Origin of the sequence: Pseudoalteromonas sp. P1-16-1b, from assembly GCF_001401785.1 — a bacterium.
Taxonomy (GTDB): Bacteria; Pseudomonadota; Gammaproteobacteria; order Enterobacterales; family Alteromonadaceae; genus Pseudoalteromonas; species Pseudoalteromonas undina.
Window position 1 is genome coordinate 31,148 of record NZ_LKGQ01000027.1, and the last position, 12,524, is coordinate 43,671.

The 12,524-nt window shown below is 40.5% G+C and carries 9 protein-coding genes and 1 tRNA gene; 6 read left to right on the top strand and 4 right to left on the bottom strand.

What is annotated here, in order from left to right:
- Positions 1 to 22 precede the first annotated feature (22 nt).
- From hrpA to AN392_RS15980, 3 genes are all read left to right on the top strand, one after another.
- On the top strand, positions 23 to 3,910 hold the full coding sequence (gene hrpA, locus AN392_RS15970) for an ATP-dependent RNA helicase HrpA (protein WP_200908291.1): 3,888 nt from the start codon (positions 23 to 25) through the stop codon (positions 3,908 to 3,910).
- A 68-nt stretch (positions 3,911 to 3,978) separates the two neighbouring features.
- On the top strand, positions 3,979 to 4,359 hold the full coding sequence (locus tag AN392_RS15975; protein WP_008113026.1) for a two-component system response regulator: 381 nt from the start codon (positions 3,979 to 3,981) through the stop codon (positions 4,357 to 4,359).
- A gap of 8 nt (positions 4,360 to 4,367) precedes the next feature.
- Positions 4,368 to 4,664 carry a PilZ domain-containing protein gene (locus AN392_RS15980; protein WP_010388503.1) on the top strand — a complete coding sequence of 99 codons (297 nt, stop codon included), beginning with the start codon at positions 4,368 to 4,370 and terminating at the stop codon, positions 4,662 to 4,664.
- 15 nt (positions 4,665 to 4,679) lie between these two features.
- On the opposite strand, the gene AN392_RS15985 is transcribed toward AN392_RS15980, so the two are convergent.
- Entirely contained in the window at positions 4,680 to 5,870 is a 1,191-nt protein-coding gene (locus tag AN392_RS15985) for a class I SAM-dependent methyltransferase (RefSeq protein WP_055013253.1), read from the bottom strand.
- 139 nt (positions 5,871 to 6,009) lie between these two features.
- Here AN392_RS15985 and AN392_RS15990 point away from each other — a divergent pair, with 139 nt between their 5' ends.
- Together AN392_RS15990 and AN392_RS15995 are read left to right on the top strand one after the other, a co-directional pair.
- Positions 6,010 to 6,681 (top strand): HD domain-containing protein, encoded by a 672-nt coding sequence (locus tag AN392_RS15990; protein ID WP_055013254.1) that lies wholly within the window; start codon positions 6,010 to 6,012, stop codon positions 6,679 to 6,681.
- The gene (locus AN392_RS15995; protein ID WP_055013255.1) at positions 6,671 to 7,099 is read left to right on the top strand and encodes a VOC family protein; all 429 of its coding nucleotides are present in this window, start codon (positions 6,671 to 6,673) and stop codon (positions 7,097 to 7,099) included. The genes AN392_RS15990 and AN392_RS15995 overlap by 11 nt, the downstream gene beginning before the upstream one ends.
- A 47-nt stretch (positions 7,100 to 7,146) precedes the next feature.
- On the opposite strand, the gene AN392_RS16000 is transcribed toward AN392_RS15995, so the two are convergent.
- Both AN392_RS16000 and AN392_RS16005 read right to left on the bottom strand, forming a co-directional pair.
- Complete coding sequence (locus tag AN392_RS16000; protein WP_055013256.1) at positions 7,147 to 8,142, bottom strand: two-component system response regulator; 996 nt, start codon at positions 8,140 to 8,142, stop codon at positions 7,147 to 7,149.
- A 17-nt stretch (positions 8,143 to 8,159) separates the two neighbouring features.
- The gene (locus tag AN392_RS16005; protein WP_055013257.1) at positions 8,160 to 11,471 is read right to left on the bottom strand and encodes a PAS domain S-box protein; all 3,312 of its coding nucleotides are present in this window, start codon (positions 11,469 to 11,471) and stop codon (positions 8,160 to 8,162) included.
- A gap of 243 nt (positions 11,472 to 11,714) precedes the next feature.
- Between AN392_RS16005 and AN392_RS16010 the strand changes: the two genes are divergently transcribed.
- Positions 11,715 to 12,407: a M48 family metallopeptidase gene (locus AN392_RS16010; protein ID WP_055013258.1), complete on the top strand. Its 693-nt coding sequence runs from the start codon at positions 11,715 to 11,717 to the stop codon at positions 12,405 to 12,407.
- A gap of 31 nt (positions 12,408 to 12,438) precedes the next feature.
- On the opposite strand, the gene AN392_RS16015 is transcribed toward AN392_RS16010, so the two are convergent.
- Positions 12,439 to 12,523: transfer RNA gene (locus tag AN392_RS16015), tRNA-Tyr, on the bottom strand.
- Position 12,524 lies beyond the last annotated feature (1 nt).

Sequence of the window (12,524 nt, forward strand, 5' to 3'; positions counted from 1 at the left end):
CTAATTTTTATAAGGTATGCAGGTGGTAAACCTAGGTCAGTTATTTGGCGAGCTAAAAACGTGCTTAAAAAAAGATCAATTCAGTTTTAAAAAACGTCTTCACGGCGTTAAAAAAATCACCGACGAGGCAAAACTTACCAGTGCGCTTGAAAAAATTGCGGCTGATATTAGTCGTAGTCAAACGCTTCGAGAGCAGCGCTTAGCTGGGCTACCTAAAGTTACTTATCCTGAGCAATTACCGGTTAGTCAAAAAAAAGACACCATTAAAGAGGCCATTGCTAATAATCAAGTGGTGATCATTGCTGGTGAAACTGGCTCAGGCAAAACCACACAAATACCTAAAATGTGTTTAGAGCTAGGCCGAGGCGTTGAGGGCTATATTGGTCATACCCAACCAAGGCGTTTAGCAGCACGCAGCGTTGCCAACCGTATTGCAGAAGAAATGCAATGTGAGCTTGGTCAGCAAGTCGGTTTTAAAATTCGTTTTAGCGATCAGGTATCTAATAACAGTTACATTAAGCTGATGACAGACGGTATTTTATTAGCTGAAATACAACAAGACCGATTTTTAAATCAATACGACACCATTATTATTGATGAAGCGCATGAACGTAGCTTAAACATTGACTTTATTTTAGGTTATCTTAAAAATTTACTCCCAAAACGCCCCGATTTAAAAGTTATTATCACCTCAGCAACTATCGACCCTGAGCGCTTTTCTAAGCATTTTGATGATGCACCTATTATTGAAGTATCAGGAAGAACGTTTCCAGTTGATGTACGCTATAACCCAATTAGTGATATTCAAAAAGAAGATATGGAAGCCGAAGGCGACCAACTTCAGGGGATTTTTGATGCGGTAGATGAACTTTGCGCCGAAGGTCCTGGCGATATACTGATCTTTTTAAATGGTGAGCGAGAAATACGCGATACCGCCGATGCACTAAGCAAGCGTAATTTAAAACACACAGATGTATTACCTTTGTATTCAAGGCTATCGAACGCTGAGCAAAACCGTATTTTTGCGCCGCATTCGCGCCGCCATATTATACTCTCTACCAACGTCGCTGAAACATCGCTAACAGTACCTGGTATTCGTTATGTTATTGACCCGGGTACAGCGCGAATTAGTCGTTATAGTTATCGCACAAAAGTGCAACGTTTACCTATAGAGCCTATTTCGCAAGCCAGTGCTAATCAGCGAATGGGGCGTTGTGGACGTGTTGAAGCGGGTATTTGTATTCGTTTATATTCAGAAGATGACTTTTTATCGCGTCCTGAATTTACTGACCCTGAAATATTACGTACTAATTTAGCATCAGTTATTTTGCAAATGTTAGCCCTTGGGCTGGGTGATATGGCGCAATTTCCTTTTGTGCAAGCTCCAGATAGCCGAAATATTAATGATGGTTTAACATTGCTTGAAGAGTTACAAGCAGTAAAAGCGGCTAAGCGTCATCAAAAAACCAGCCTAACACAATCTGGGCGAGAGCTAAGTCGTTTGCCGGTTGATCCGCGTTTAGCAAAAATGGTGCTAACTGCACATAAACTGGGTGCATTGCGTGAGGTGATAGTTATTGTTGCCGCGCTTTCAATTCAAGACCCCCGCGAGCGACCACAAGAAAAACGCCAAGCCGCGAATGAAAAACATGGTCGCTTTGACGATCCAGACTCTGACTTTATTGCCTTTTTAAACCTGTGGAATTACCTAGAAGAGCAGCAAAGTGAGCTGACCAACAGCCAGTTTAGAAAGTTATGTCAAAAAGACTTTTTAGCCTATATGCGTATTCGTGAATGGCAAGACATCGTTTATCAAATCAGCACTGTGTGCAATGAAATGAAAATGAAAGCCACCACTAATGTTGCAGACAGCGAGCTTATTCACAAAGCACTTTTAAGTGGCATGCTTAGTCACATCGGTTTCAAAGACGAAAAGCAGCTATATAAAGGTGCGCGTAATAGCCAATTTCATATTTTCCCAGGCTCGGGATTATTTAAAAAGAGTCCAAAATGGATGATGTCGGCTGAGTTGGTGGAAACCAGTAAACTCTATGCTCGTATTAATGCCAAAATTGATGTGAACTGGGTAGAGCCGTTTGCTCAGCATTTAGTAAAACGCAGCTACACAGAGCCTCATTGGGAGAAAAAGCCCGGTGCAGTGATTGCCTTTGAGCAACAAACTTTGTATGGCTTATTAATTGTTAATAAGCGCCGCTGTGTGTACAGCAATATTGACCCAAAAGTAAGCCGTGAGTTGTTTATTCGCACAGCGCTGGTTGAACAAGAGCTGGGACTCAATGAAGGATTTTTACAATATAACCGCGAATTAATTGAAGATATTCAAGTGCTCGAGAACAAATCTCGTAGGCGCGATATTTTAGTTGATGAACAAACCTTATTTGAGTTTTACGAGAAAAAAATACCGAACGGTATTAATAATCGTGCTGCGTTTATTAAGTGGTATAAAACACAAAAACAGCAAGACAAACACTACCTGCACATGACGCGAGAAGAGCTCATGCAGCATGGTGCAAGTAGCATTACCGAATTTGACTATCCAGATACATGGCAACAAGATAATTTAATGTTGCCGCTTACTTATCATTTTGATCCAGGCCAAGCAGTTGATGGTGTTGCCGTGCAGATACCGGTTGCGCTATTAAACCAAGTTCAAGAAAGTGGTTTTGATTGGCATATACCGGCATTTCGTCATGAGCTAATTTGTGGGTTAATCAAGTCATTGCCAAAGTCACTTCGCCGTAACTTTGTCCCTGCGCCTAATTATGCCGATGCGGTGTTAGCGGCCATAGAGCCTCTACAAGGCTCGTTAATCGACTCACTAAGTAATCGGTTATTGCGCATGACTGGCGTGCGAGTCGACCCCGAGGCGTGGGATTTAACAGCCCTTGCTCCTCATTTAAGATTGCAGTTTGAAGTCCGTGATGAAAACGACCAACTTCTTGCCCGTGGGCTCGATTTAGCTAAGCTTAAAGCGCAGCTTCAAGGCAAAGTGACAGACACCTTATCTAAAGTGGCCGACAAAGGCATAGAAAAAACCGATTTAACCCAGTGGGATTTTGGTGAGTTACCAACATCGTATGTGAAAAAGCAAGGTCAATACGAAATTAAAGCCTACCCAGCGTTAGTGGATAAAAAATCAACGGCCGCAGTAGAGCTATTCGATAACGAAATAAAAGCGCAATTAGCGCACCAGCAAGGTTTACGTCGTTTAGTACTGTTAAACGTGCCATCACCAATTAAATACCTGCAGCAAAACCTACCAAACAAAGCTAAATTAGGATTGTACTTTAATCCTTTTGGTAAAATTGCCGATTTAATAGATGACTGCATTGCATCAGGCGTTGATAGCCTATTAGTTAAATATGGTGACATTCGTACAAGTGAGGCATTTGAAACGGTTAAAGAGCATATTCGCGGCGAGTTAGGCGATACCGTTGTGGCCATTGCTACGCAGGTTGAGCAAGTACTGAGTATTGCGCATGCACTGCATAAAAAAATGAAAGGGCGTGTAGATTTAACCATGATCACCGCTCATGGGGATATTAAGTCTCAGCTAGAGTCGCTTATTTTTAAAGGCTTTGTCAGTCAACATGGGGCAGACAAACTAGGCGATTTAATTCGTTATTTAAAAGCGATTCAAAAACGCCTAGAAAAACTACCTGTTGACCCAAATCGTGATAGATTATGTGTGTTAGAGCTTGAAAAAGTAGCGCAAGAATATAAAAAACTAACGAATAAAACACCTAAAGGAATGCCATTGCCTACTGATGTTGAGGCTATTTTTTGGATGCAGCAAGAATTACGCGTATCCTTATTTGCACAAACCTTAGGTACGCCTTATCCAATTTCAGCAAAACGTGTGTTAAATGCGATAAAAGAAATTGAATAATCTCTTTATTCTCTATTAAGCTAAGTAAGTTAACAGAGGGACTAACTTGAGAAGGAAATGACATACCTATGTCCTCATTACTAAAACACAAAGCGCGACAGTTGTTAGTGGTTGATGACGAGTATTTCAATTTTGAAATACTCAAAGCAGGGTTAGCATCAACATTTGATTTGAGCTATGCTGACTCAGGTAAAAGTTGTTTAGCATCTGCGATTGCAAATCCGCCCGATATTATTTTGCTTGATGTGTGTATGCCAGGACTCGACGGTTATGATACGTGTCGCATACTTAAACACACGCCAGAGACAAAAAACATTCCGGTGGTCATGATATCTGGACTTGAGTCGGAGCTTGAGCAACAAGCAGGCTTTGACGCAGGGTGTGATGCTTACGTTGTAAAACCTTTTTCTATCGCTGTACTACGAGAAAAAATTAATAATATTGTGTAGAGGGAATTATGTTTACTGAAGATAAGCGAAACTATAGACGTATGCAGGTTAACACGCCAGCGAAGTTAACCTCAATAGAGCCTGTTGCTGGGCTCAGTTACACTGGCACATGCCTTGATTTAAGTGCAACGGGTCTTTCATTACAACTCGATGATTTGTTAGAGCTTAACTCAATTTTATCGGTTGATATTGCATCAACACATCCGAGCATTGCACCGTTAAAAGCCACCGTTAAGGTAATACGTGCCAGCACAGAAGAGGATGGCACGATAACCGCAGGGCTTGAAATTGTAGAGTTTAACTAACTACTTAATTAGTTTTTAGTAAACCTTACAAATAAGCCCTTTAAGGTAAAAGCCTTCAGGATAGCTGCCTGCAATGGGGTGGTCAGCTGCTTGATTTAAGCGCTCCATGATCAGTAAATCCTTACCTGCATCAAGGGCTGCATCTGCGACTACTTTTTGAAACAAGTTTTGTTCCATTAAACCAGAGCATGAGAATGTTAGCAAAGTGCCGCCGGGCTTTAATATTTGCATCGCAATCATATTTATGTCCTTGTAACCGCGACACGCCCCAGTTAACTGCGCCTTGTTATCGGCAAATTTAGGCGGGTCCATAACGATCGTATCAAACATCACCCCGTCTTCACGGTATTGGCGTAATAATTTAAAGACATCTTGTTTTACAAAGTCGACTTTATTTAAATCAAGGTTGTTATGCTCAACATTACGCTTTGCTGTATCAAGTGCTGGTTGTGAAACATCAACATTGGTTACATGTTTACAGCCACCGCGCAGGGCATAAAGAGAAAACGTTCCCGTATAACTAAAGCAATTTAATACGGTTTTGTCTTTTGAAAAACGCTCCAGTGCAGCACGGCTATCTCGTTGATCTAAATAAAAGCCAGTTTTATGGCCTTCTAGAATATCAACTTCAATTTTTAAACCATTTTCTTCAATTATGACAGGTCCAGTGGGTTCACTCCCCCAAAGTACGCCCTTAATAGGCTCTAGCCCTTCTTTGGTTCGAACATCTACATCTGAGCGCTCATAAATAGTAGAGCCTGGGAAAATAGCCATTAAAGCACCAACAATCTCACCTTTATGACGTTCTGCGCCTGCGCTTAGTAATTGACACACAATTACATTATCAAACTTATCTATGGTAATACCGGGTAAGTAGTCTGATTCTGCTGCACATAACCTAAAGCCGGTAAGTCCACCTTCTTCAATTGCATGGCTGCGAGCTTCTAAAGCACGGCGAAGACGACGCTCAAAGAAATGTTGATCAATCACTTCTTTTTCGTCAAAGCTCCAAACACGAGCACGTATTTGTGAATGAGGACTGTAAGCTGCGGTGGCTAAAAATTTACCCTCACTGTCGTGTATGGTTACCGTGTCACCTAATCCAGGTTTACCTTTAATTTTTTTGATGGCTTTAGAAAATAACCAAGGGTGTTTTCTTTTTAATGATTTATCGCGACCAGCTTGCAGGTAAACGGCAGATGACATAAGGCTTCTCTGTAGTAATAAATAAGCGCTGTATTTTAGTCAAGGCTCGCGCAACATACAATGAATGTTTTGCAAGGGGCTTATAAATCGCGGTAAAGTAGCCATTATTAACTCGTTTAAATAGATTTTTGGAAATTCGGTGGACAATTCAGCTCTTAGCCCCTCATTACATCAACTTAATCAGCAATGCAGAGACTTTATTACATCCTTAGTACATGCGGATGTTGCCCATGATATTACCCATATTGAACGGGTAGTGCGTGTTGCTGTGCAGCTATGTATAGCAGAGCAGGCTGATATGGCGATTGTATTGCCTGCAGCTTGGTTGCATGATTGTGTCGCGGTGGCTAAAAATCATCCAGATAGAGCAAGGGCATCAACAATGGCCGCGGATAAAGCGATTAACTTTTTAGCGTCTATTGGCTATGATGACGCGATATTTGATGATATTCACCATGCCATTGCCGCACATAGTTTTAGCGCCAATATTGCTATTAAAACGGTTGAAGCACAGATTGTACAAGATGCTGACAGAATGGATGCCTTGGGTGCTATTGGCGTAAGCCGTTGTATGAAAGTAGGCGGCTCTATTAGTCGATTATTATACAACCCCGATGATCCATTTTGTTTAAACCGAGAAGCAGACGATAAAAAGTACACCCTAGATCATTTTTTTATTAAATTACTGCATATTGCCCAGAGTATGAATACTCCTTCTGCAAAAGCCGAAGCACAAAGACGCACTGCATATATGCACGACTTTTTAGCTCAGCTTAAATCTGAAATTGGTGAACAACGCGATGACACCTAAACTTTCGGGAATTGATCATTGTCATTTAAATGTTCAAAGCCTCAACCAAGCTATTGAGTGGTATGAAAAGGTGCTTGGTTTTACCGTAGTAGAGGAGTTAGCCTTTTGGAATGAAGAGGGAAAAGGTCCTTTAACACTCGAAGATGAAAACGCCACTACACGATTGGCTTTATTTGAAGGCGATGGGCGTAGTAAAGGAATCGCTTTTGCTGCAACAGGGGAGCAATTTGTTATTTGGCTCAAGCATCTTGAGCAGCATCAAGTGAAAACCATATTGGCTGATCATGGCGTGACATTTTCAATGTATTTTAAAGATATTAGTGGCAATAGCCATGAGATCACGTCCCATGACTATCGTATTATAAAACAGCATTTTCCGGCTGTAGCTTTAGGCTCTCACAATGCCAAAAGAAGCTAGGGTCAGTTGCACTTTGCGCAGTAATATTTGCTCAAATAAGGGGAGATTTAATCGCGCTCTTGATGGGCCTTTTTTATCGCTAGAACAGCGTCTATCTGACCAATAAAAAGCTCAACTAGATGTGGGTCAAAATGTTTTCCCGCTTGGTGCTGCATATGTTCTATTGTTTGCTCAATGCTCCAAGGCTCTTTATAAGGACGTTTTGATGTGAGTGCATCAAATACATCAGCAATCGCCACAATCCGTCCCTCAATCGAAATTTCTTCGCCTTTCAATCCATTAGGATAGCCTGTGCCATCCCATTTCTCATGATGTTCAATTGCCAGTACGTGGGCAAGTTGCAACAAAGGGGAGGGTGAGTTGGCCAATATTTTAGCTCCTATAGCAGCATGCTCTTTCATGTGTGCAAATTCGTCTGGAGTTAATTTTCCTGGTTTTAATAATATTGAATCAGGAATGCCTATTTTTCCGACATCGTGCATTGGTGCAGCTTGGCGCAATAACTCAGCGTGTTGCTCATTCATTCCTAGCGCTAAAGCAAGTATCTTGCTGTATTGACTCATTCGAGCAATATGTTCACCCGTATCGGTATCTTTGTACTCTGCAGCGCGCCCCAATCGTTCTACTAAGTCTACATGTGCTTGTTTTAGCTGCTCGGCTTGTACTAAAGAAAGATGTGTTTTTACCCTTGCCTTTACAATAGCAGGACTAATAGGTTTGGTTATGTAATCAACTGCACCTAAAGAAAAACCTTCCGATTCATCTTGCTCTTGTGTAAGTGCGGTAACAAAAATAACTGGAATATGTGCGGTTGTAGGATTAGCTTTTAAAATTTTACACACTTCAAAGCCATTCATATCTGGCATCATAATATCAAGTAAAATGAGGTTCGGTGGATCGTTTTCAATTAATTGCAGTGCTAATGGCCCCGATTTAGCGAACGACAAACGGTAGTTACTCGCTAAAACCTCGCGCATTACTTTTAAATTCGCAGGTTCATCATCGACGATTAATATTCGCGCCTGATTTATAGATTGAGCCATCGTCGTCCTCAGAAGAGCTAATTATTAAGTGTGGTTAATAATGCATTGAGCTCTATTTTTGCATTATCAAATTCAAATTCATTAAACTGTTCACAAATGCTTAAAATAGCATTTTTATGCTGTTCTGGTGTTATTTTCTCAATATAACTTAATAACGTATCGTCCAACTCTGCTCGTTTAGCTTGGCTAAGTAAAAGCGTTAATTGGTGAATAAATTCAGCATTTGACACGGTTACTTTTTGTAATTTATTCTCTTTAGGAGCAAAATGTAAATGTGATAATTCATCTGCTAGCTGTTGCCACTCTTGTTGGCATTGTAATATGCATTGGGCATAAGAAGCTATATCACGCTGCTTTTCAGCTTGAGCAACTAAGTCAGACAAATTATTAAGCGCTAAGTTACCTGCAAGACCTTTTAAATTATGTAGAATTTGAGCATGGTGTTTATCGTTTAGCTTATTGGTCGCTAAGGTTTGCATGCTATTTTGATGCTGAGCTAAAAAGAGCGCGACTTCTTTGAGGTGCTTTTCTTTACTGCCCCACATTTTCTCACCTTTAGCTAAATCTATACGGAGTTTTGAGTCAATCGGATCTGCAGTTTCTAACCGGCTTATAGCAAGCTCAAGCACTCTTGCTATTTCGTAGTTGAGCTGGTTTATGTCAACGGGTTTAGTTGTAAATCCATTCATACCCGCTTGTTTGGCTGTTAGCTTGTCTTGCTGTAGCACACTGGCTGTTAAAGCAATTATTGGGGTTTGCTCTAGTTGCTTTTGCTGCTCTAAAGAGCGAATTGATGCCGTAGCACTGATCCCATCGCATTTAGGCATATGAATATCCATTAAAATAATATCAAAGCGATGTTGATTAAATATTTCAATGGCCTCAAAGCCATTATTAGCCTTTCTTACCTGATGTCCAGCTTGTGAGAGCATAATGGTGAGTAGCTCAATATTTTGTTCAATGTCATCGACCACTAAGATTTTTAATGGTGGTAAATTAAATACGTTTTTACTAATGGTCTGTACCTGACTTTTCTCGCCTTTTTCAAGCGCGACAGTAAAGCAAAAGCAGCTACCTTGGCCAAGGGTACTTTGTGCATATATATGGCCACCCATTAACTCAACCAGCTGTTTACTAATCGTTGTTCCAAGCCCTGTGCCACCAAATCGGCGAGTTGTGGTGCCGTCTGCTTGCTCAAAAGGTTTAAAGATAGCCTCAAGACGATCTTTTTCAATACCTATACCTGTGTCTTGTACTTCAAATAAAATAGGATGATTGGGGTTATGAGTAACCGACAAAGTAACATGGCCTCGTTCGGTAAACTTTATCGCATTGCCGATTAAATTGGTTAGCACTTGGCGTAAACGCGTATCGTCACCCAAATAAAATGGATTCACATTGTCAGCTATTTTTAAATTGAGTTTTAGGTCTTTACGTTTTGCATCCAGCCAAAATGTAGACACAATATTGTCGAGTAATTCTTGCAAGTTAAAATGTACATTTTGAATTTCGAGTTTGCCTTTTTCTAACTTTGCTGAGTCGAGGATATCGTTAAGTAAGTGCAACAAAGAACGCGCGGCGTTATTAACAGTAATTATTTGCTTCTGTTGATCTTTATTAAGCGGGCTATCTATCAAGATATCACTAAAGCCAATAATTGCATTCATGGGGGTACGTATCTCATGACTCATATTTGCCATAAAAGACTGTTTAGCTTGCGCGGCTACTTCAGCCTCGTATTTAGCTTGTTTTAAGCTTTGCTCATATTCATAGCGTTTGGTTATATCAACCAAAACGCCATCAACCCAGCGGGCATCATTTTTAGAGCCTGTGACAATACTTGCTTGATCCAGTACCCAAATAATATTGCCGTTGCGATGGCGAATGCGGTATTCAATTGAGTATTGACTGGTTGATGCAACCGCTTGATCAATGGCTAAAGAAATAGCCGCTTCATCTTCTTTAACAATCAGCTCGGCAAAGGTAATACGCTGCTCAGTAAACTCTTCAGCGCGATAACCAGTTAGTTCATAGACGCTTGGGCTTATAAACAACATACTCCAGTGTTCATCTAACAAGCAGCGAAATACAACACCGGGCATATTGTTCATCAAGGTACGATATTGTCGCTCTTTTTCAATTAAGCTTTGTTGTAATGCTTTTTGTTCAGTTAAATCGGTAATAAAGCCAACAAATAGTGTTTCAGTTTGCAATTGCTTTACTTCACCAATCCCTAGTCGAATTGGAAATTGATGACCATTTTTATGTTTTGCCCACACATCACGATTAACGCCAATCACACGCTTTACTTCATGGTTTGTGGTGTTTTTTAAAAAAGCATCGTGTTGATTAGCAATATCATCAGCCATCAATATTTTTACATTTAGGCCAATGACCTCATTATCTTTCCAGCCAAAAATCGTTTCTGCGGCCTTATTAAAGCTTAAAATGGTACCTTTAATATTGATAGTGACGATGCCATCAATAGCAGTTGATAAAATAGCATCAAGGCGAGACTCTTCAGCAGATTTTTTCCCTAACAGCATTCTGTAGCGGATCATGCCATTGATGATCACAACCACCGCTGTTAATAAAAGCGTGGCGAACGACACACTAATAGCAATAAAGGTTAAGTGCGATTGATTTGTTTGCTCGTTAATTATCGGAGTGGTTGCAATAAATCGCGCAGCGGCCATGCCCATATAGTGCATGCCAGCCACGGCAAGCCCCAGAATAAGCGCACAAATAATACGATTATGCACCGGCGTTAATTTTTTAAAGTGTGCAGGTAAATGAAAACGTACATAGAGGCTGATGAAAGAGAGCAGCACTGCTACAACAATTGAAGCGCTAAACCACATTGGATCATAACGAAGTAATGGACTTAATTGCATTGCTGCCATACCACTGTAATGCATGGTGCCAACACCCGCGCCAAATAAAAGTGAGCTTAGAATTAAATTGATAATACGAGGGTGGGTGCTATATGTTTTCAAACAAGAAAAAGCAATGGTACACGCCAGTAAAGCCGGTATAAACGACACAAAAGTGAGTGTGGGATCGTATTCAATTGTAGTGCACAAAGAAAATGCGAGCATAGCAATAAAATGCATACTCCATACCCCCCCAGCAAGCACTAAAGCTGCAGTTACATTGGCCAGCTTACGATAAGACTTAAAGTGAGTATTATTTGCTAAATCGATCACGTGCAGGGAAAAGTAGGCTGCAAAAATTGCGGTGAGTATAGATAGTGTCACTAAACTTGGGTCGTATACACCATTAATAATTAGACTTGGATCTGGTTGGTTTATAAAAAAATTAGATAGCATCAATCATTCACATAATAACTCTTAAACCCAGTCTAATATAAACGCAACAATAATCACAAGGTATTGAGCTCTAAGTTACAACAGCAACGTAAGTGTTTTAAGCTCTAAACTTACTATTCATTGAGAATTACTACATGCATTGGTATTAAAATGGCATTTAGTAGGGATTATTTATAGATCAGCCGTTATGGTACAAGGTAAAATAAAGCCCAGTGTTTAATTATAACTAGGCAGCATTCATTGTTGGATTACACTTTAAAGCGAAGTAAACGAAGAAAAACAGTAGCGATTAAAGTCGCACAACGAGAACTTACGGTGTATGCGCCCCATTTTGTAACGAAAACACAAATTAATGAATGGCTGTTGAGTAAACAGGGCTGGATTGATGCTCAGTTACATAAGCAACAAATTCAAGGTGATACACGACAGTTTCCACTCAAAACCCATAGCATTAAACTATTTAATGAAGCTGTAAATGTGCAATTTGAAAATGCAGCACGCACTCAATGGCAGCAGCACAATGAAAGCCAAACGCTGTTACTGAGTATTTCTTCACGTGTGAAGCATCGAACGCAAATGTATCAAGGTTTGCTAGAGCAATTTTTGCATGAGAAGTTAGAAAGTTATATTGAAATGCGAGTTAACGACTATTGTCAGCTGATGGGTGAAAAGCTACCGAGTAATATTCGTATTCAATTGTATAAGCGTCGCTGGGGCAGTTGTAACCGCAGGCGTGAACTGACCTTCAACTTGCACTTGGCAAGCGCACCTACATGGATAATTGACTACGTGATTGTGCATGAGTTAGCGCATTTAAAGTATTTAAATCACAGTGCACAATTTTGGCATCGTGTAGGATTATTTTATTCAGAACACAAAAAAGCAAGTGCTTGGTTAAATAAGCATGGCATGAGTTTACAATGGGTTTTTGAATAACTAGAACATAAAACGAGGTAGTAAAGAGAAGTGGTGGAGGGAGCTGGATTCGAACCAGCGAAGGCTGAGCCGTCAGATTTACAGTCTGATCCCTTTGGCCGCTCGGGAACCCCTCCA

What these genes read in the sequence shown, in the direction of transcription:
- AN392_RS15975 (WP_008113026.1), top strand. Translation starts at nt 3,979, where the DNA reads ATGTCCTCATTACTAAAACACAAAGCGCGACAGTTGTTAGTGGTTGAT.
- AN392_RS16005 (WP_055013257.1), bottom strand. Translation starts at nt 11,471, where the DNA reads ATGCTATCTAATTTTTTTATAAACCAACCAGATCCAAGTCTAATTATT.
- AN392_RS16000 (WP_055013256.1), bottom strand. Translation starts at nt 8,142, where the DNA reads ATGGCTCAATCTATAAATCAGGCGCGAATATTAATCGTCGATGATGAA.
- AN392_RS15985 (WP_055013253.1), bottom strand. Translation starts at nt 5,870, where the DNA reads ATGTCATCTGCCGTTTACCTGCAAGCTGGTCGCGATAAATCATTAAAA.
- AN392_RS15980 (WP_010388503.1), top strand. Translation starts at nt 4,368, where the DNA reads ATGTTTACTGAAGATAAGCGAAACTATAGACGTATGCAGGTTAACACG.
- AN392_RS15995 (WP_055013255.1), top strand. Translation starts at nt 6,671, where the DNA reads ATGACACCTAAACTTTCGGGAATTGATCATTGTCATTTAAATGTTCAA.